This window comes from Xenorhabdus innexi (assembly GCF_002632485.1).
Classification (GTDB): domain Bacteria; phylum Pseudomonadota; class Gammaproteobacteria; order Enterobacterales; family Enterobacteriaceae; genus Xenorhabdus; species Xenorhabdus innexi.
In genome coordinates, this window is sequence record NZ_NIBU01000006.1 from 48250 (window position 1) to 67765 (window position 19516).

The 19516-nt window shown below is 45.4% G+C and carries 20 protein-coding genes; 2 read left to right on the forward strand and 18 right to left on the reverse strand.

From position 1 onward, the window contains the following. The first annotated feature begins 183 nt into the window (after positions 1-183). Positions 184-393 carry a transcription antiterminator/RNA stability regulator CspE gene (gene cspE, locus Xinn_RS03825; RefSeq protein WP_045969514.1) on the forward strand — a complete coding sequence of 70 codons (210 nt, stop codon included), beginning with the start codon at positions 184-186 and terminating at the stop codon, positions 391-393. A gap of 69 nt (positions 394-462) precedes the next feature. On the opposite strand, the gene crcB is transcribed toward cspE, so the two are convergent. The 3 genes from crcB to lipB all read right to left on the reverse strand — a co-directional run bounded on the left by crcB (position 463) and on the right by lipB (position 2594). Continuing rightward, positions 463-837, reverse strand: a complete 375-nt coding sequence (gene crcB, locus Xinn_RS03830; protein ID WP_086953835.1) for a fluoride efflux transporter CrcB — start codon at positions 835-837, stop codon at positions 463-465. Between the two features lie 12 nt (positions 838-849). After that, entirely contained in the window at positions 850-1815 is a 966-nt protein-coding gene (lipA, locus tag Xinn_RS03835) for a lipoyl synthase (RefSeq protein ID WP_086953833.1), read from the reverse strand. Between the two features lie 143 nt (positions 1816-1958). Further along, positions 1959-2594: a lipoyl(octanoyl) transferase LipB gene (gene lipB / locus Xinn_RS03840; RefSeq protein WP_086956464.1), complete on the reverse strand. Its 636-nt coding sequence runs from the start codon at positions 2592-2594 to the stop codon at positions 1959-1961. Between the two features lie 181 nt (positions 2595-2775). On the opposite strand from lipB, the gene Xinn_RS03845 reads away from it, so the two are divergent. Then, positions 2776-4236 carry a TrkH family potassium uptake protein gene (locus tag Xinn_RS03845; protein ID WP_086953831.1) on the forward strand — a complete coding sequence of 487 codons (1461 nt, stop codon included), beginning with the start codon at positions 2776-2778 and terminating at the stop codon, positions 4234-4236. Between the two features lie 134 nt (positions 4237-4370). On the opposite strand, the gene ybeD is transcribed toward Xinn_RS03845, so the two are convergent. The 15 genes from ybeD to Xinn_RS03920 form a co-directional block, all read right to left on the reverse strand. Continuing rightward, on the reverse strand, positions 4371-4634 hold the full coding sequence (ybeD, locus tag Xinn_RS03850; RefSeq protein WP_086953830.1) for a DUF493 family protein YbeD: 264 nt from the start codon (positions 4632-4634) through the stop codon (positions 4371-4373). Positions 4635-4754: 120 nt separating this feature from the next. Beyond that, the gene (gene dacA / locus Xinn_RS03855; protein WP_086953828.1) at positions 4755-5963 is read right to left on the reverse strand and encodes a D-alanyl-D-alanine carboxypeptidase DacA; all 1209 of its coding nucleotides are present in this window, start codon (positions 5961-5963) and stop codon (positions 4755-4757) included. A gap of 205 nt (positions 5964-6168) precedes the next feature. Then, positions 6169-7203 carry an endolytic peptidoglycan transglycosylase RlpA gene (gene rlpA, locus Xinn_RS03860; protein ID WP_086953826.1) on the reverse strand — a complete coding sequence of 345 codons (1035 nt, stop codon included), beginning with the start codon at positions 7201-7203 and terminating at the stop codon, positions 6169-6171. 12 nt (positions 7204-7215) lie between these two features. Beyond that, positions 7216-8328 (reverse strand): peptidoglycan glycosyltransferase MrdB, encoded by a 1113-nt coding sequence (mrdB, locus tag Xinn_RS03865; protein WP_086956463.1) that lies wholly within the window; start codon positions 8326-8328, stop codon positions 7216-7218. Positions 8329-8332: 4 nt separating this feature from the next. Continuing rightward, a complete protein-coding gene (gene mrdA, locus Xinn_RS03870; protein ID WP_086953824.1) occupies positions 8333-10261 on the reverse strand; it encodes a peptidoglycan DD-transpeptidase MrdA in 1929 nt (642 codons plus the stop codon). Positions 10262-10297: 36 nt separating this feature from the next. Beyond that, positions 10298-10768, reverse strand: a complete 471-nt coding sequence (gene rlmH / locus Xinn_RS03875) for a 23S rRNA (pseudouridine(1915)-N(3))-methyltransferase RlmH (protein ID WP_099137604.1) — start codon at positions 10766-10768, stop codon at positions 10298-10300. Between the two features lie 2 nt (positions 10769-10770). Beyond that, positions 10771-11097, reverse strand: coding sequence for a ribosome silencing factor (rsfS, locus tag Xinn_RS03880; RefSeq protein WP_086953823.1), 327 nt, complete (start codon positions 11095-11097; stop codon positions 10771-10773). 98 nt (positions 11098-11195) lie between these two features. Beyond that, a complete protein-coding gene (gene nadD, locus Xinn_RS03885; RefSeq protein ID WP_086953821.1) occupies positions 11196-11867 on the reverse strand; it encodes a nicotinate-nucleotide adenylyltransferase in 672 nt (223 codons plus the stop codon). Next, a complete protein-coding gene (gene holA / locus Xinn_RS03890; protein ID WP_086953819.1) occupies positions 11851-12918 on the reverse strand; it encodes a DNA polymerase III subunit delta in 1068 nt (355 codons plus the stop codon). The genes nadD and holA overlap by 17 nt, the downstream gene beginning before the upstream one ends. Further along, positions 12915-13442 carry an LPS assembly lipoprotein LptE gene (gene lptE, locus Xinn_RS03895; protein ID WP_086953818.1) on the reverse strand — a complete coding sequence of 176 codons (528 nt, stop codon included), beginning with the start codon at positions 13440-13442 and terminating at the stop codon, positions 12915-12917. Before lptE ends, holA begins: the two co-directional genes overlap by 4 nt. A 16-nt stretch (positions 13443-13458) precedes the next feature. After that, entirely contained in the window at positions 13459-16053 is a 2595-nt protein-coding gene (gene leuS / locus Xinn_RS03900) for a leucine--tRNA ligase (protein ID WP_086953816.1), read from the reverse strand. 283 nt (positions 16054-16336) lie between these two features. After that, positions 16337-17062: an amino acid ABC transporter ATP-binding protein gene (locus Xinn_RS03905; RefSeq protein ID WP_086953815.1), complete on the reverse strand. Its 726-nt coding sequence runs from the start codon at positions 17060-17062 to the stop codon at positions 16337-16339. Continuing rightward, positions 17062-17736 carry a glutamate/aspartate ABC transporter permease GltK gene (gene gltK / locus Xinn_RS03910; RefSeq protein WP_086953814.1) on the reverse strand — a complete coding sequence of 225 codons (675 nt, stop codon included), beginning with the start codon at positions 17734-17736 and terminating at the stop codon, positions 17062-17064. Before gltK ends, Xinn_RS03905 begins: the two co-directional genes overlap by 1 nt. Positions 17737-17739: 3 nt before the next feature. Further along, on the reverse strand, positions 17740-18480 hold the full coding sequence (locus Xinn_RS03915; RefSeq protein WP_086953812.1) for an amino acid ABC transporter permease: 741 nt from the start codon (positions 18478-18480) through the stop codon (positions 17740-17742). Positions 18481-18568: 88 nt separating this feature from the next. Next, complete coding sequence (locus Xinn_RS03920; protein WP_086953810.1) at positions 18569-19456, reverse strand: glutamate/aspartate ABC transporter substrate-binding protein; 888 nt, start codon at positions 19454-19456, stop codon at positions 18569-18571. Positions 19457-19516 lie beyond the last annotated feature (60 nt).

Here is a 19516-nt window from a genome sequence, read left to right on the forward strand (position 1 = left end):
AAACGCCAATTGATTTGTGAAATGGCAATTGGCGTATAAAATAATTCAATGAAATTAAACAAAACGTGCGTTTTTGACATTTTGTTATATATTTCGTGATCTAGGTTGCAGACAGTAAGCTATATTATCTGTTGTACTGTATGTAGCACAGAGTTTGTGTCTTTTTTATTAAAGGTAAGTTTGATGTCTAAAATTAAAGGTAACGTTAAGTGGTTTAACGAATCTAAAGGATTTGGTTTTATCACTCCAGAAGATGGTAGCAAAGATGTTTTTGTACACTTTTCCGCCATTCAGTCAAATGGTTTCAAAACACTGGCAGAAGGCCAAAAAGTTGAATTTGAAATCACCGAGGGTGCGAAAGGTCCGTCTGCTGCAAACGTTGTCGCGATCTAATTTCTAATCCCATATTTTGAAAACCCGTTATGAAAACGGGTTTTTTTATGCTTTCCGATACCTTCCGTTTCAGAGCTTATTTATCACAGCAAAAGCAAGCATGGTCATCAATAAGGAACCAATCACATTCGCCAGAATGCTACCCAGTGCCCAGCTGATTTTCCCTGCCTGTAATAAATAAACCACTTCCGCAGAAAATGTAGAGAACGTTGTCAGACCACCACAGAAGCCCGTTGTTAACAGAAGCTTCCAGACTGGGTCGATATGTGTTGCTTTACTGAAATAAGCCAGCCCCAGCCCGATCATAAATGCTCCGATACAATTAGCCGTCAGAGTACCAACGGCAATCGGAGCTGAAACAGAATTCAGGCGGAGGCTGATAAACCAGCGTAAGACGCTGCCCAGACCACCACCGATAAATACAGCAAGAACGAGATTCATCAGTAGTGGTATCGCTTATTTGACTTCCATGCCTTTGGCCTGCATGTCAGCATGGTAAGATGAGCGAACAAACGGGCCACAGGCTGCATGGGTAAAGCCCATTGCTAACGCGGCCTCTTTCATTTCATCAAACTCAGCCGGGCTGACATAACGCTGAACAGGTAAGTGATGGCGGCTAGGCTGTAAATATTGCCCTAATGTCAGCATGGTGACGCCATGTCTGCGCAGATCACGCATCACTTCCAGAATTTCCTCATTAGTTTCTCCCAGACCAACCATCAGGCCGGATTTAGTCGGAATATCCGGGTGTGCTTCTTTAAATCTTTCCAGTAGTTTTAATGACCAGTCATAATTAGCACCTGGGCGGATCTGACGATACATGCGTGGTACGTTTTCCAGATTGTGGTTAAAAACATCAGGTGGTGTTGCGGTCAAAATTTCCAGCGCACGATCCATACGACCACGGAAATCCGGTACCAGAGTTTCAATTTTAATTGATGGGTTCTTTTCACGGATCGCAGTGATACAGTCAGCAAAATGCTGAGCACCGCCGTCACGCAGGTCATCACGGTCAACTGATGTGATAACAACATAGCGTAGCCCCATATCCTGAATGGTTTGCGCAAGTTTAACCGGCTCATTAGCATCAGGCGCATTTGGTCGGCCATGTGCCACATCACAGAAGGGGCAGCGGCGGGTACAAATGGCACCCAGGATCATAAAGGTTGCTGTTCCGTGATTAAAACATTCTGCAAGGTTAGGGCAGGAGGCTTCCTCACAGACGGAGTGCAGCCCGTTTTTGCGCATTGCAGCTTTGATTCCCTGAATGCGGCTGGAATCCGCAGGAAGTTTGATTTTCATCCACTCAGGTTTACGCAAGAGTGCTTCACGTTCTGTAGCCACTGTTTTCACAGGGATTAAAGCCATCTTATCTGCGTCGCGGTATTTGACACCACGTTCCATCTGAATTGGTTTACTCATAATCGTGCTGGTTCCAGTTATATTCTTCAGATTATAATTTATTGCCTGATTGCTACTTTGCTGATTAATAAGTTAAATTCAGCGCCAGAGTCATCGGGAAATAAATCTATTCAAATTTTTTTGAAAAATGTTAAAAAATTATATCATCTTTCATCGGTGAGTTGGAATCCCAAGATCTGGCAGAATTTTTGTGCCAGAACGGGCTGTACATCTTCAACAGTGATCCCGGTAACGAAGTCACTAAGCTGGATCATTTGCATTCCTGCATATCCACATGGATTAATACGCAAAAATGGTTGTAAATCCATTGCAATATTTAATGCCAGCCCATGGAAAGAACACCCTTTCCGGATACGCAATCCTAATGAACAAATTTTATTACCATTGACATATACCCCCGGTGCATCTGATCGGGCATAAGATTCCACGCCAAAGTGGGCTAATGTTCCGACAACGGTATTTTCAATCGCTGTGACAAGTTGACGCACCCCGATTTTGGCTCGTTTCAGGTCGATCAAGATATACATGACCTGCTGACCGGGGCCATGATAAGTGATTTGCCCACCTCTGTCGGACTGAATAACAGGAATATCACCTGCGGCAAGTATGTGTTCTGCTTTGCCTGCCTGACCCTGTGTAAATACTTTCTCATGCTGGACAAACCAGATTTCGTCGGGAGTTTCCGCTGTCCGCTGCTCGGTGAACTGGTGCATGGCTTCAGAAACCGGCTCGTAGGGTTGCATACCCAACTGGCGTAAAATAACGGTGTTATGTTGCAATGGAGTGTCATCATCGGTTAACAAAAGTTGCCCGCCAGTATAACGCCCTAAAAGGATTCTCACCAGTTCGGGAATGCGCTAATACACTAATAATGTTAATTAGACGAATATATTTAAATTTTATATTATCATAGTTATATATTTTGATGATTTCCCCCTTGTTTTCTGTTTGAGCTAACAGATGGTCAGAAAAAACCAACTTTTGATTGTAGGGCATCTTTGCAGTTCTCTGGTGCTCCTTTACAGCCTCTCAATGTTGCTGCCTACTTTTGTTGCCCTGTTTTATAAAGAAAAAAGCGTTTTTGCTTTTTTAGAAACTTTTATAATCGGGCTGATTCTTGGCGGTATTGGGTGGTATTTCACTCGAAAAACGAAAATACAGCCCAGTACGCAGGACGGATTTCTTATTATTGTCCTGTTCTGGTTGCTCTTTTCGTTACTTAGTGCCTTGCCTTTCGTTCTGGATAAGAGCCTGAATATCAATCTGGTTGATGCCATGTTTGAAGGTGTATCCGGCATTACAACCACAGGCGCAACGGTACTGAATGATGTTTCCACGTTACCTAAATCCATTCTTTATTACCGTGCACAGTTAAACTTTATTGGTGGTTTAGGCGTGATTGTTCTTGCTGTGGCTATCCTGCCACTGCTTGGCATTGGTGGTGTGAAACTTTATCAGTCAGAAATGCCGGGCCCCTTTAAAGAGGAGCGATTGACACCGCGTCTTGCTGACAGTGCTAAAAGTTTATGGGTCGTTTATCTGTTATTGGGCGGGCTTTGTTCTTTTAGCTTCTGGGCTGCGGGAATGTCTTTGTTTGATGCTATTTGTCATGGGATATCAACGGTTTCTTTGGGCGGGTTTTCGACCCGCAATGAAAGCCTTGGCTATTACGACAATTCCATGATTGAAATGGTGGGTGGTGTTTTTTCAGTATTGTCGGCTGTTAACTTCACGCTTTATTTCGTTCTTCTGACCCAAAGAAGCCTGAAGCCGTTGCTGAAAAATGCGGAGCTTAAATTTTTTCTGCTGGTACTTTCCATCGTCGTTTGCATTATTTGGCTGGAGTTATATCGCTCCGGTATGTATGGGCTGAAAGATGCTTTTGTGCACGGTTTCTTTATGACCAGCTCAATGATGACTGATAATGGTCTGGCAACGTCAGATTATGCACAGTGGCCGCCTCATACGATGCTGATGTTATTGGCAGTCAGTTTCTTTGGCGGCTGTGTCGGCTCCACGTGTGGAGGCATTAAGGCATTACGTTTTCTGATCCTGACAAAACAAAGTTTCAGTGAAATTAATCAACTTATCCATCCTAATGCGATTTCAACGATTAAGGTTGGTCAGGTGCCTGTGCAGGAAAGGGTACTGCGTTCGGTCTGGGGCTTTTTCTTTTTGTATATCTTTTGCAGCTGTTTCTTTATTTGGGCGCTGAATCTTCTTGGTTATGATTTGGTCACTTCATTTGCTACGGTTGCTGCGTGTATCAATAACATGGGAGTGGGCTACGGAGAGACAGTTCAGGGTTTTGGCAACCTGAGTGCTGTGGCTAAATGGATGATGTGTGCTGCAATGTTATTGGGAAGACTGGAAATCTATCCTATTTTAATTCTGTGTTCGAAAGCTTTCTGGCGTTTTTGATGAGGATTAACAGAGAGTCGGATGACATAGAACAGATAGGAAAAACTGATACAGATAGGAAAAAATGATAAAGAAAAGCGCTGGCGGAAAACCAGCGCTTTGTCGTAATAATCACAAATTAACAAAGTGATGTATTACAGCACGACACGTACCAGTTCCAGCGCGCCTAACTCTTCATACAGTGTTTCGACCTGCTCAATGTGAGTGGCATTGATGGTAATAGAAACAGAGTGGTAGTTGCCTTTGCTGCTTGGTTTCACATCTGGGGAGTAATCGCCCGGTGCATGGCGCTGAACCACTTCAACAACATGGTCCACCAGCTCAGGCTGAGCTAAGCCCATCACTTTGTAAGTGAATGAGCAGGGGAACTCAAGCAGTTCATTTAATTTTGTTTTCATGGGCACTCCTGATTTACTCGCCATGACAGAGTAAGAGATTCTGTCATGGCATGATTATTTTCTGACAAACAAGTTATCTTAATATGAGGTTCAACGCTTGTTTTTCAAGGCTTGAGGGTATTAACCAAGCCAGTTATGGAACATCAGTCTGATGTAATCAATCAGGCGGCTGAAGAAACCGCCTTCTTTCACTTCCTGCATCACGACTAATGGACGTTGCTCAATCGTTTTACCATCAAGCTGGAAATTGATAGTACCAACAACCTGATTCTGCGGGAGAGGGGCATGTAATTCATTATTGTTCAAAACATAACTGGCTTTCAGATCTTTCAGGCGGCCACGAGGAATGGTCAGGTAAACATCTTTCTCGACACCCAATTGTACTTTATCAGTATCACCGAACCAGACGGGTTCAGAGGCAAATTCTTTACCGGCTTGTAAAGGAGAGACTGTTTCAAAGAAGCGAAAACCCCATGTCAGCAGTTTTTTACTGTCTGTTTCACGGCCTTTGAAGGTCGGGCTGCCCATAACTGTCGCAATCAGGCGCATATTACCTTCAGTGGCGGAAGAGACAAGGTTATAGCCAGCACCGCTGGTATGCCCTGTTTTAATACCATCGACATTCAGGCCCTTATCCCACAGTAAACCGTTACGGTTAGGCTGGCGAATATTGTTGTAAGTGAATTCTTTCTCTTTATAGATGGCGTATTCATCTGGTACATCGCGAACCAGCGCCTGACCAATCAGGGCCATATCATGAGCAGAGCTGTATTGGCCTTCGGCATCCAGACCATGAACAGTCTGAAAATGTGTGTTTTTTAACCCTAAGTTCTGAACATATTTATTCATCAGGCTGACAAACGCATCCTGACTGCCAGCGACATAATCCGCCATTGCCACACAGGCATCATTACCTGATTGCAGGTTGATGCCACGGGAAAGCATGGCGACAGAAACCTGATCGCCGGGTTTTAAAAACATCAGGGAAGAGCCTTTGAATACAGGGTTTCCTGTTGCCCAGGCATCTTTACCCACGGTAACGATATCATTCGGGCTGATTTTCCCTGATTTTATAGCCTGACCAATAACATAACTGGTCATCATTTTTGTCAGGCTGGCAGGATCGCGACGGATATCTGAATTCTTTTCAGCCAATATTTTTCCTGAATTGTAATCAATCAGAATATAGGCTTCGGCATCGATTTGTGGGACACCGGGGATCATGGTTTTGAAGCTATCATCGGTGTTGGCGAATGCAGAAGCACTGACTGCCAGAGCAATGCTCAGCGTGGCATTTTTAATAAAACGGGAAGTAACTATGTATTTCATGATTGATTAGATAACGTCCGTGAAGAAGCATTGATAAAAGATGGGTCACATCATAACAAATGACGAAAAGAGTGACATTAAACAAAATCGGGACAGAAGGATATTTGCACTTTTTTACTCGATTGCTGTGGTGTTTGATGATGGGCTGTGTTTCCCCCGCTGGTAATAGCCTGAATAGAGGCAAATATCAGCGGGAGACGGCTAATCAGGGAGTGGTAATAAAGGAAGGTTGCTGCATTTGAGCAGTTAACTTCTTTTGTAACTCGACAGCCTGTTCGCGGCCATTGAAAGGCCCTAACTGAACGCGGTAAACATTGCCAAACTGAATCACACGTCCGGATGTATTAAAACGTTTACTTAATGACTGTTGCCACTCTTTGGCTTTAGTTTCAGAGCTGATCGCACCAACCTGTACCATATAACCGGATAGAGTGGCTGGAGTTGATTCTGATGTAGCTGGAGGCGTGACAACTGGCTTCGTTTGTGATGAAGGCTCTTGTACCGTTTGTGGTTTCTCCTGTTCCTGTACAGAAGAAGGTTTCTCTGCTTGTGAGGCTGGGTGATTATTCGTATTGGCGGATAGGTTTTGCTCTGAGTGAGTTTGCTCAGGTAAACCGGATGCCATGCCTGTGGCAGAAGCAGGTGACGAAGGACTTAACGCTGGTCTGTCAGGTAAGGCATAGCTCTGTTTGACAATTGTTGACCCTTTTGTACCCAAACCTGCAAGTAAGCCATCGGGTGCAACCTGAATGCCATCCAGTTTAACTTTGCTTTGCGGCATTAAGTTCAGACGGTCAGCAACAGCCCGTGATAATTCGATAATTTTTCCCGGCTTATTGTAAGGGCCACGGTCATTAATCCTGACAATGATCATGCGTCCATTACTTAAATTGGTAACGCGTACATAGCCCGGTATTGGCAGTGTCGGGTGGGCGGCGGTTAGTGCATAAGGTGTATCCCGTTCTCCAATCGCCGTCAATTTTCCGGTTGATTCTTCACCAAATACGCTGGCATACCCTGTCTGTGTAAACTGGGCAGGATCAGAAACGATGTGATACTTTACGCCATCTTTCGTGTAATCCTGATTGGCACTGGGGTGATAAGGTTCATAGACAGGCTCTGCACCTAATACGTCACGGGTCGGAACTGGCGGAACGGAGGTGGCCCCTCTTTCATTTTTTGTTGTACAGCCTGAAATCAGTACAGCCACGATGCCGAGAATAAGCCATTTTTGACGCATGAAATCTTTTCCTCATAGACTTTTGGATAATAACTTGCGATGGGTATGTATCGACATGATAATGCCGAATCCAGCCATTAAGACAATTAATGCTGAACCTCCGTAGCTGACCAGTGGCAGGGGAACGCCGACCACAGGCAGGATACCGCTGACCATGCCGATGTTAACGAAAACATAAACAAACAGTATCAATATTAGTCCTCCGACCATGACACGACCGAAAGTATTCTGTGCTTTAGAGGCAATAATCAGCCCACGGATGATAATCAGTAAGTAAAGCACCAGCAATACGATGACACCGATTAACCCCAGTTCTTCCGCCAGAACAGCAAATATAAAATCGGTATGACGTTCAGGTAAAAATTCTAACTGCGACTGTGTGCCCTGTAACCAGCCTTTACCAAATAACCCGCCCGAGCCAATGGCAATTTTCGATTGAATAATATGGTAGCCTTTTCCCAAAGGGTCGCTTTCCGGATCTAACAACATCATGACTCTGGCCCGCTGGTAGTCATGCATCAGAAAGAACCATAATATCGGTAAAAAACAGGCTGCCAATAAAACGGCTATCGCGATTAACCGCCAGTTCATACCAGCCAGAAACAGGATAAACAGCCCGGATGCGGCGATCAGGATAGATGTGCCTAAGTCAGGTTGTGCCGCGACAAGCAGAGTTGGTAAAAAGATCAGGATTAATGCAATTCCCGTATTTTTCAGGGAAGGGGGGCAGAGATCCCGGTTCATAAAGCGAGCCACCATTAAAGGCACCGCAATTTTGGCAATTTCTGACGGCTGGAAACGTACAATACCCAGATCCAGCCAGCGTTGTGCCCCTTTACTGATTTGCCCGAAAACATCAACAAGGATGAGCAGAATAACACAGACAATATAAAGGTATGGTGCCCAACTTTCATATATCCGGGGCGGCACCTGAGCAAAGACCACCATAACAACCAGGCCGATAAGTACCTGCCCGACTTTACGTTCCATCATGTCGGCATCCTGTCCGCTGGCGCTCCACATGATGAAAAGACTGTAGGCAAGCAGTATCAGAATGCACAATAGCAACGGGGTATCGATATGTATCCTGTTCCAGAAAGGAACTTTTTTCTGTGATTCTGTCATAGAATTACTCATTAGTTCGTGTCCCGGTGGTTGGCTTGCCGGCAGATAGTGGCCTGTTTTTATTAGCAGGCTCAGTAGCTGAGGGACGCTTATCACTCTTGATCAGGATATGATCCAAAATCTGGCGTCCGATGGCACCGACAGATGGCCCGGCTCCCCCATTCTCTAAAATAATGGAGACGGCAACGGTTGGATTATCATAAGGCGCAAAAGCAATCATCAGCTTGTGATCCCGCAGATGCTCTGCAAGTTTACTTGCATTATAGGTTTCATATCTGAATACCTGAGCTGTACCGGTTTTCACTGCAGCTTTGTAGGGAGTACCGGCGAAAAATCTGCGTGCTGTACCGTTCGGGGCGTTGGCAACACCATACATTCCCTCTTTGGCTATCTCCCAATAGCCGGAATGGATATCTCCGATGGGTTCAATCACGGGCGGCTGGTAAGGATGTACGCTGTTGTTCAGGTGCGTCCTCAGCAGGAAGTGGGGTGTTTTCACTTCTCCGTCATTGATCAATATCATCAGGGCCTTAACCATTTGCATCGGTGTTGCTGTCCAGTATCCCTGACCGATACCGACAGATATGGTATCCCCTTGATACCAAGGTTTTTTATAGCGTTTTTGTTTCCACTCCCGGGTTGGCATATTACCCGCAGTCTCTTCTTTCAGATCAATGCCGGTAAACTGACCATAACCAAACTTTATCATCCACTCTGAGAGTTTATCGATACCCATATCATAGGCGAGCTGATAGAAAAAGGTATCAGCCGATTCAACGATGGACTTATGCACATTAAGCTGACCATGCCCATAACGTTTCCAGTCGCGGTAACTCATGTTGGAGTTAGGTAATTGCCATCTACCTGTATCAAAAATGGTTGTATTCTTTGTGATAACACCGCTGCTGAGTGCTGCAACAGCAATAAACGGTTTTACGGTTGAGGCCGGAGGGTAAGCGCCTTGTGTTGCACGGTTAATTAATGGGCGGTTAGGATTATTGAGCAGGGCTTTATAATCCTTGCTGGAAATACCATCAATAAACAGATTCGGATCATAGCTCGGTGTTGATACCATCGCCAGAACTTCGCCGGTTCGGGGATCGGTAACAACAACTGCTGCGCGGCTGGTTGTCAGGATCTCTTCAATGTAGGTTTGCAGCTCTAAATCTATTGACAGGTAAATGTCTTTACCTGCTTGCGGCGGTTGCTCATGCAGCTGACGGATGACTTTGCCACGGTTATTCACTTCAACTTCTTCATAGCCGGGTTTGCCATGCAGAATGGATTCATAATAACGTTCAATACCCAGTTTCCCGATATCATGAGTAGCTGCATAATCCTGTAAAAGCCCATCTTGTTCTAGCCGTTCCACATCTTTGTCATTAATTTTGGAAACATAGCCGATAACATGGGTGAGGGCAGAACCATAAGGATAATAACGGCGTTGATATCCCTTGATTTCCAGACCGGGGAAACGGTACTGATTAACTGAGAATCGGGCAACCTGCACCTGAGTCAGAGGTGTTTTCAGCGGAATTGAAGTAAAACGACGGGCACGTCGCCGTTCTTTTTGGAAATTCTCGATATCTTCATCAGTTAACCCGATGATAGAACGCAGCTCATTTAGCGTCTTATCAAGATCATCCACTTTTTGTGGCACAATCTCCAATTGGTAAATCGTACGGTTTGCTGCCAGCAGTGTCCCGTTACGGTCATAAATAAGCCCGCGGCTTGGCGCAATGGGAACAAGCTTAATACGGTTCCCATTTGAGCGTGTCTGGTAATCTTCATGCCGGGTTATCTGGAGATTATAGAGGTTGGCAACCAGAACCCCTGTTAAAAGGATAATGCCAACAAACGCCACGAGTGCGCGGCGTATAAAGAGGGCTGATTCAGCCGTATAATCGCGAAAAGGAGTTCGTTTATTCTTCATCCCATTACCAGAATTCACGGTGATAGATTACCTAATTTATTCCCGATGATAAGGGTGATTAGTGGTGATACTCCATGCCCGGTACAGGCTTTCAGCAACCAAAACCCGTACCAGAGGATGTGGAAGAGTCAGTGGGGAAAGTGACCAGCTCTGTTCTGCCGCTGCTTTACAGGCAGGAGCTAACCCTTCCGGACCACCAATCAGCAAACTGACATTTCTTCCGTCCTGTTTCCAGCGTTCAAGCTGTTGTGCCAGTTGGGGTGTTTCCCAACGGGAACCGGGGATATCCAGCGTGACAATACGATTGCCTTTACTGACCGCCGACAACATCTGCTCGCCTTCTTTTTCCAAAATGCGTTTAATGTCGGCGTTTTTGCCTCGTTTTCCTGCCGGAATTTCAATGAGTTCGAATGGCATATCTTTGGGAAAACGGTGCAAGTAATCCATGAAGCCGGTCTGTACCCAGTCCGGCATTTTTGTTCCTACAGCGACAAGTTGTAACTTCAAACTCAGCTCCAGAGTTTTTCCAGTTCATACATACGGCGGCTGTCTTCCTGCATGACATGTACCATCACTTCGCCGAGATCCACAACAATCCAGTCTGAAACCCCTTGCCCTTCAACACCCAAAGGCATAATGCCGGCTTCACGGCAGTCATCAACCAGATTGTCAGAGACTGACATCAGATGGCGGGTTGATGTACCGGTGCAGATAACCATGCAGTCTGTAATGCTGGATTTTCCGCGAACATCTATAGAAACAATATCCTGTGCTTTTGAATCTTCAAGTTTATCAATAATAAATTTTTGTAGTTCTGTGCCTTGCAAAAGGATCACCTTAATTTTATCAAAGTAGTTGAGTAACGCAGAATAATAGCATGCCCGTCTCTATAAACGTAAGCTACTGATCCGGGAAATCACATATGATTTAACTATCAACTATATAACTGCTGGGAATCAATATAATTTTGTATTAATGGAGGCAATAAATCATCACAGTTTAAGCCCTGTTGATGGCGGCGGCGAATATCGGTTGCTGAAATGTCCAACAACGGTGTTTCAGCCAGATAAATGTAACCGTGTGATTTATGACTTAAGGGGGCAGGTGTATCAATTTTGTGTTGTTCAAGCCACTCCTGCATTTCCGGCGTTGAAAGTTGTTTTGAATATCCGGGACGGGAGCAGACCAGTAAATGGCAGATATCCAGTAATTCAGACCAGCGATGCCAGGTATGAATAGATTGCAGGGAGTCCTGCCCGATGATAAATGCCAGCGGGCATTGCTCACCAACTTCTGCACGGAATGATTTTAATGTATCAATCGTGTAAGAAGGTGTCTGACGCTGCAATTCCCGCGTATCAACAGTAAACAGGGGATTATCCTGTATAGCCAGACGCACCATTTCCAGCCGTTGCTGTGCGGTAGCTTCTGGTTGAGGGCGGTGCGGCGGGACATGATTAGGTAACAGAATAACCTGTTTAAGCCCTGCCAGTTTTGCTAATGCTTCTACCGGACGTAAATGACCATAATGGATAGGATCAAAAGTACCACCAAATAAAGCATGAATAATGGGTGAGTCTGAGGGTGAATTAGTGGTGTGAAGCATTCAAAAAACTCTCTGGTAATATTTTTCCGTGCGTTTTTCCGAGGTCTTTTCCATATAACAGCAGCATAGAAAGAGTTTCCAGATCAGCCCAAATAGATTGGCCATAATCCTGTTTAATACGCAACTCCATCCGGGTCAACAAATGTATAGCAGTGTGCAGATCTTGTAGTGATAGCCGCTGTAATGCGGTTGTCAGAAGCACTCGACGGTTCTGCCAGACTTTATGTTGATCAAACAGTGTCTTTAATGGTGTTATCTTTTCCTGACGCTTAAATGTTAACAGTAGCATCAGTTCTCGCTGTATAGTACGAAGCAGAATAATCTCTTCGGTATCTTCCTGCCGTAATTGTTTCAGGACATGCCATCCGCGTTTGACCTTGCCAGCCAGCAAAGCATCAACCCAATGGTAAGGTGCAAAATGTGCCGCATCATTGACAGCCTCTTCGACCCGATGAAGGGTCAACCGATTATCAGGATAGAGCAATGAAAGGCGTTCCAGCGCCTGCGACAATGCCAACAGATTACCTTCATAGCAATAGCACAGTAACTGGTTAGCCTCATCCTCCAGTGACAGACCCATATTTTTAGCGCGTTGTGCAACCCATTGAGGCAGACGATTCTGCTCAGGATTCAGACAGCTAACATAGACACCATTTTTCCCGATTGCTTTGAACCAGTTGCTGTTTTCCTGCGCTTTAGTCAGTTTATGCCCGCGCAATATCAACAAAATATCATCATGCAATAATTCGGATAGCTTGGTCAGACGCTCTGCCATTGCCGCATTGGGGCCATTTTCAGGTAATAGCAGAGTAATTGACTGGCGGCTGGCGAAAAGACTGAGCGACTGACACAGGCTGAAGATGTCATCCCACTCGGTATGGTTATCCAGTGAGAATGAGAAATGCTCCATAAAGCCGTGCTGTTCAGCCACCCTACGGATATTGTCCTGACTTTCCTGTAGCAGCAATGGTTCATTGCCCCATAGCAGGTAGTTATTCCGCAGCCCTTCATTGAGCTGCGAAAGAAGTTGTTCAGGATAGAGTCTGATCATTGTTTTTGTGTTTCAGCCGATTTTGGTTGCTCTGCACTTTGAATTGTCAGCAGTTTGCGTATCAACTGACGGGCAGCCTGTTCACGCATTTCCTGCTTAACAAGTTCGTTTTCTGCATCTTTTGCCAGAGCTTCCAACGGGTTATCAAAGAACGAACGTTCAACTCTTGCCTGTAATGGATAAATATTACCATTCGGCATCAGAACCTGTGCATCAACATCCAGCACCATCTGGCGTTCCGCCGCTTTACCATCCTGAAAGACTGAAACAGTGACATTGTTTTCACTTGAACCCACTAATTTCAGTATCGGTAGTGAGGCACTGGCCTGTTCAGCAATTCTGACATCATTCAGACGTAGTTGCTGACGTACCGCCCGTGCCAGAGGACCATAAGGATCGCCAGAACTCAGCTGTAATGTCTGGAGTTCTTTGGGAACCTGTGTTGTGCCACGAAGATGAAAGCCGCAGCCAGCGGTGACAAGCACCGCTAACCCCAGCAACAACGTGAAAATACGATGTCGCATACTCTTTCCTATAATATTAACCAACGACCAGATTCAGCAATTTACCCGGAACATAGATAACTTTTCGGATGCTCACGCCTTCAAGGTATTTCGCTACGCTGTATTCCTGAGAAGCCATCTCCTGAACATATTCTTTTGTCGCATCTGCCGGAACAGTAATGCGGCCACGAACTTTACCGTTGATCTGAATGATGACCAGTTTAGTATCATCAATCATCGCCTGTTCATCAGCCTGCGGCCATGCAGCGGTATCAATATCACTTTCATTACCGAGGGCTTTCCACATTACGAAGCTGGCATGTGGTGTGATAGGTGAAAGCATACGCACAACGGCGGTCAGTGCTTCCTGCATCAGCGCACGATCCTGCTCTGTCTCCTGTGGTGCACGGGTCAGTTTATTCATCAGTTCCATGACGGCAGCTACTGCGGTATTGAATGCCTGACGGCGACCGATATCATCGGTGACTTTCGCAATCGTTTTGTGCAAATCGCGGCGCAAATCTTTCTGTTCTGTTGTCAGGCTGGTGATATCCAGAGGCTGGATTTCACCTTTATCAGCATTGTTATTGACATGCTCGTGAACCAGACGCCATACACGTTTCAGGAAACGGTTAGCCCCTTCTACACCAGATTCCTGCCATTCCAGAGTCAGCTCTGGTGGTGCAGCGAACATCATAAATAAACGAACGGTATCAGCACCATATTTATTCACCATCTCTTGTGGGTCGATACCGTTATTTTTGGATTTTGACATTTTGCTCATGCCGGTATAGACCAGCTCATGCCCATCCTGATCCACTGCTTTGATGATGCGGCCTTTCTCATCACGCTCAACAATAGCATCAGCCGGAGACACCCATATTTTTTCGCCGTTGCTACCCGTGTAATAGAAAGCATCTGCCAGAACCATACCCTGACACAGCAGACGTTTTGCCGGTTCATCCGAATTGACCAGACCAGCATCACGCATCAGTTTGTGGAAGAAACGGAAATACATCAGGTGCATGATGGCATGTTCAATACCACCAATGTATTGATCAACAGGCAGCCAGTGGTTGGCAGCAGCAGGATCAAGCATTCCTTTATCATAATCCGGGCAGGTATAACGTGCGTAATACCAGGAGGATTCCATAAAGGTATCAAAAGTATCAGTTTCACGCAGAGCCGGCTGACCATTAATCGTTGTTTTGGCCCATTCTGGGTCTGCTTTAATCGGGCTGGTGATGCCATCCATGACGACATCTTCCGGCAGAATAACCGGCAGTTGATCTTCAGGAACCGGAACAACAGTACCATCTTCCAGTGTTGCCATCGGAATTGGTGCGCCCCAGTAACGCTGACGGGAAACTCCCCAGTCACGCAGACGATAGTTAACCTTACGTTTGCCTGCTCCCATTTCAACCAGCTTATCAGCGATGGCATTGAAGCCTTCTTCGTGGCTCAGGCCACTGAATTCGCCGGAATTGACCAGAGCGTTCTTATCGGTAAATGCGCCTTCCTGAACGTTTGGTACGTTACCCTCGTTGTCCAGAATGACGGCTTTCATTGGCAGGCTGTATTTAGTCGCAAATTCCCAGTCACGCTGATCATGGGCCGGAACCGCCATAACCGCACCTGTGCCGTATTCCATCAGAACGAAGTTGGCTACCCAGATAGCAATTTTTTCGTTAGTTAACGGATGGATCACGAACATGCCGGTTGACATGCCTTTCTTCTCCATCGTTGCCATATCAGCTTCAGCAACTTTAGTATTACGACATTCGTTGATAAAGTCTGCCAGCTCAGAATTATTTTCTGCTGCCTGTTTGGCCAGAGGATGACCAGCGGCTACAGCAACATAGGTAGCCCCCATAAAGGTATCTGGACGGGTGGTATAAACGGTCAGTGTTTCCTGACTGTCAGCAACATTAAAGGTAATTTCAGCACCTTCTGAACGGCCAATCCAGTTACGCTGCATAACTTTGACCTGCTCCGGCCATTCTTCCAGTTTATCCAGATCATTCAGCAACTCTTCAGCGTAATCGGTGATTTTAATAAACCACTGTGGGATCTCTTTGCGTTCTACAGGGCTGTCACAGCGCCAGCAGCAGCCATCAATAACCTGCTCATTTGCCAGAACAGTCAGATCGTTCGGACACCAGTTAACAGCGGAGGTTTTTTTGTAAACCAGTCCTTTTTCATACAGCTTAGTAAAGAACCACTGTTCCCAGCGATAATATTCTGGTGTACAGGTTGTGACTTCCCGATCCCAGTCGTAACCGAATCCCAGCATTTTCAGCTGACCTTTCATATATTCGATATTGGAATAAGTCCACGGTGCTGGTGCGGTATTGTTTTTAACCGCAGCGCCTTCTGCCGGTAAACCGAATGCATCCCAACCGATAGGTTGCAGCACATTTTTACCCAGCATACGCTGGTAACGGGAAATTACATCGCCGATAGTGTAGTTACGAACATGGCCCATATGTAGTCGGCCAGAAGGGTAAGGTAGCATGGACAGGCAGTAGTATTTTTCTTTACTGCTGTCTTCGGTCACTTTAAAAGTTTGCTTCTCTTGCCAATGAAGCTGGACTTGTTGCTCTATGTCTTCTGGACGATATTGTTCTTGCATGGAACCGATGATCCTATGGTGAGTAATAATGCTACGCTTTATACATTTGGTCTTTCAAGCTGCTTTGCCGATGCGGTGCAACTCGAAATCCATCAGGTATGGCGAATGTTTGTTTATGAAATTTAAGATGACATAGCATAGCGGATAGGAATAGGGGCAACAACACCTGTTAGTGGAACAACATAGAAAATTACTGAATTTTTATCCTATTCATCTTGCTATTTTCTATCAGAAACAGATGCAGTTTAAAGTCGGCAGTAAGCCAATGCCGCCGACCGGGAAATCAGTGCAGAATTTTTGCCAGAAAATCGCGGGCGCGTTCTGATTTTGGATTGACGAAGAAATCTTCTTTCCTGCTGTCTTCGACGATTGTACCTTCATCCATAAAGATCACACGGTGAGCCACTTTTTTGGCAAACCCCATTTCGTGGGTCACGACCATCATGGTCATCCCTTCGTTAGCCAGTTCGACCATAACATCGAGTACTTCATTGATCATTTCCGGATCAAGGGCGGAAGTGGGTTCATCAAACAGCATAGCAATCGGGTCCATGCAGAGAGCACGGGCAATGGCAACACGCTGTTGTTGTCCGCCGGAAAGCTGAGAAGGGAATTTATGGGCATGGTTTGCTAACCCGACTCTCTCCAACAGTTTCAGGCCTTTTTCAATTGCTGCCTGCTTATCACGTTTTAACACTTTGACCTGAGCCAGTGTCAGATTGTCAATGATCGACAGATGAGGAAACAGTTCAAAATGTTGAAATACCATGCCAACTTTGGAACGTAATTGTGCCAGATCTGTTTTTTTATCATTTACCTGTGTGCCATTGACCAGAATCTCACCCTGCTGGACGGCTTCAAGGCCGTTAACCGTTTTTATCAGCGTGGATTTACCTGAACCGGAAGGCCCGCAGACAACAACGACTTCACCTTTTTTGACTTCAGTAGAACAGTCACTCAGAACCTGAAACTGGCCATACCATTTGGATACATTTTTCAGCGAGATCATTAAACAGTCCTTTTCTTTAAATAGTTAACCAGCATCGAGGCGGAAAAACTAATGACAAAATAAACCAAACCGGCAAACAGAACCATTTCAACCTGTGTACCGTCACGTTCACCAATATTGCTTGCTGTACGGAAAAAATCAGCCAGACTCAGAACATATACCAGAGAAGTATCCTGAAATAAGACAATGCCCTGTGTCAGCAGCAACGGTATCATTGCCCGGAATGCCTGTGGCAGAATCACCAGACGCATACTTTGCATATGCGTCATCCCTAATGCCAATGATGCGGCTGACTGACCACGGGAGATACTCAGGATACCGGCCCGGATAATTTCAGAATAATAGGCCGCTTCAAAGATTGAGAACGCTACCATAGCTGAAATTAATCGGATATCCGTTTTTGGTGATATGCCCAGAACATTTTGCACTAAGCTAGGCACAATTAAATAGAACCATAACAACACCATCACCAGAGGTACGGAGCGGAAAAGGTTAACGTAGAGAGCAGCAAACCAGCTCAGTGCCTTAATGGATGAGAGCCGCATCATTGCCAGAATGGTTCCCCAAGCAATACCAATAACAATAGCTATCAGCGTGATCTCAGCGGTAATGATTAATCCATTCAACAGCAGCGGCAGGCTGGGAACGATCGAACTCCAGTCAAATTGATACATGTTCTATTTCCCTCCCATCATACCCGGCAGACGTATCTTTCTCTCAAGCATACTCATTGCCAGCATAATCAAGAGATTAATGCCCACATATGCCAGAGTGATCACCGTAAATGTTTCATAAGCATGTGCTGAGTAATCGAGTAATTTTCCTGCCTGTGCTGCCATATCCACCAGACCGATAGTTGAAGCAATCGCGGAGTTTTTTACCAGATTGAGCATTTCTGAGGTCATTGGTGGCGTAATGATACGGTAGGCATTGGGTAGCAGAACATAGCGGTAAGTCTGAGGCAGGGTCAGACCCATAGCCAAGCCTGCGGCTTTTTGCCCCCGGGGCAGGGATTGAACCGCAGCCCTGACCTGCTCACATACGCGCGCTGCGGTGAATAACCCGAGACAAACCAATGAGGAAAGGAAAAACTGGATATTAGGATCTAAGTCCATTTTGAACCAGTCACTCAGGTTTTTGGGCAACAATTCCGGGACAACCAGATACCATATAAAAAACTGGACGATGAGGGGAACATTACGGAATAGTTCGACATAGCAGGTTCCCAGCCCGGAAAGAAACCTATTCGGGACAGTACGCAGAATGCCGAAAAAAGAACCGATAATAAATGCAATAATCCAGGCACAGATTGAAAGAGCAACAGTTACCTGAAATCCAGAAATGATCCACCCCAGATAGGTGGTATTACCAAAAGGCGCCTCCTGTAGAAAGATGCCCCAGTTCCAATCAATTGACATACATATGCTCCCTGAAACATAAAAAATGAGGTAGGAACGACTACCTCATACCCGTCGTGCCAATAAAATCTGGATTTTGGGTTTATAGTTAATTCAATGACTTATCATTTGGTGCTTTAAACAACTCTTTCATCTCATCAGACAGAGAGAAATTCATATTCAGGTTTTTTGGCGGAATTGGCTGTTTGAACCAGATATCGAACATTTTTTCGGCTTTGCCTGATGTCTGTATTTCTGCAACAGTCTCGTCCAGCAGCTTTTTGAACTGAGGGTCGTCCTTACGCATCATACAGCCATAAGCTTCTTTGGATTGAGGTTCACCAACAATAATCCACTGTTCAGGTTTTTTCGCTTTGGCGCGTTCTCCTGCCAGTAGTGCATCATCGACCATGAAGGCAACAGCACGGCCTGATTCCAGCGTTCTGAATGAATCACCATGATCTTTTGCGCTGATAATGCGCATCTTCATTTTTTTCTCGTCATTGAGCTTATTCAGCAGCATTTCAGATGTTGTACCGGCACTGACAACAACATTTTTTCCGCCCAGATCATCAAACCCTTTGATACCGGAGTCTTTATTAGTCAGAAGGCGGGTATTGACGATAAAAATAGAATTGGAGAATGCAGCTTGTTTTTGGCGCTCAGGCGTGTTTGTGGTCGAACCACATTCAAAATCAAAAGTACCATTCTGGAGTAATGGGATACGGTTCTGAGAGGTAACCGGAATCAACTTAACTTGCAGGTCAGGCGAACCAATTTTTTTCTTAATCGCCTCCACGATTAAATTGGAATGATCTTGGGCGAAACCGACAACATTCTGTTTTCCATCATAATAAGCAAATGGAACAGAAGATTCTCTGTGCCCGACAGTCACAACGCCACTGTCTTTAATTTTTTTCAATGTGCCGGTCAGTTCCTCAGCATGGGCAGCTCCTACCGCGCTAAGTAACATCATGGTTAACATCAACTTACGCATATACAGCTCCTTCATGTGGTTGTTTCTTTAAATATAAACACGGTTTGTTTGCAGATACCT

Excerpts from the sequence above, each read along its gene's own strand:
- rlpA (WP_086953826.1), bottom strand. The coding sequence starts at position 7,203 with ATGCGTCAAAAATGGCTTATTCTCGGCATCGTGGCTGTACTGATTTCA.
- leuS (WP_086953816.1), bottom strand. The coding sequence starts at position 16,053 with ATGCAAGAACAATATCGTCCAGAAGACATAGAGCAACAAGTCCAGCTT.
- nadD (WP_086953821.1), bottom strand. The coding sequence starts at position 11,867 with ATGCTTCACACCACTAATTCACCCTCAGACTCACCCATTATTCATGCT.
- holA (WP_086953819.1), bottom strand. The coding sequence starts at position 12,918 with ATGATCAGACTCTATCCTGAACAACTTCTTTCGCAGCTCAATGAAGGG.
- mrdB (WP_086956463.1), bottom strand. The coding sequence starts at position 8,328 with ATGACAGAATCACAGAAAAAAGTTCCTTTCTGGAACAGGATACATATC.
- Xinn_RS03905 (WP_086953815.1), bottom strand. The coding sequence starts at position 17,062 with ATGATCTCGCTGAAAAATGTATCCAAATGGTATGGCCAGTTTCAGGTT.
- lptE (WP_086953818.1), bottom strand. The coding sequence starts at position 13,442 with ATGCGACATCGTATTTTCACGTTGTTGCTGGGGTTAGCGGTGCTTGTC.
- Xinn_RS03915 (WP_086953812.1), bottom strand. The coding sequence starts at position 18,480 with ATGTCAATTGATTGGAACTGGGGCATCTTTCTACAGGAGGCGCCTTTT.
- Xinn_RS03845 (WP_086953831.1), top strand. The coding sequence starts at position 2,776 with ATGGTCAGAAAAAACCAACTTTTGATTGTAGGGCATCTTTGCAGTTCT.
- Xinn_RS03920 (WP_086953810.1), bottom strand. The coding sequence starts at position 19,456 with ATGCGTAAGTTGATGTTAACCATGATGTTACTTAGCGCGGTAGGAGCT.
- ybeD (WP_086953830.1), bottom strand. The coding sequence starts at position 4,634 with ATGAAAACAAAATTAAATGAACTGCTTGAGTTCCCCTGCTCATTCACT.
- lipA (WP_086953833.1), bottom strand. The coding sequence starts at position 1,815 with ATGAGTAAACCAATTCAGATGGAACGTGGTGTCAAATACCGCGACGCA.
- gltK (WP_086953814.1), bottom strand. The coding sequence starts at position 17,736 with ATGTATCAATTTGACTGGAGTTCGATCGTTCCCAGCCTGCCGCTGCTG.
- dacA (WP_086953828.1), bottom strand. The coding sequence starts at position 5,963 with ATGAAATACATAGTTACTTCCCGTTTTATTAAAAATGCCACGCTGAGC.
- mrdA (WP_086953824.1), bottom strand. The coding sequence starts at position 10,261 with ATGAAGAATAAACGAACTCCTTTTCGCGATTATACGGCTGAATCAGCC.
- cspE (WP_045969514.1), top strand. The coding sequence starts at position 184 with ATGTCTAAAATTAAAGGTAACGTTAAGTGGTTTAACGAATCTAAAGGA.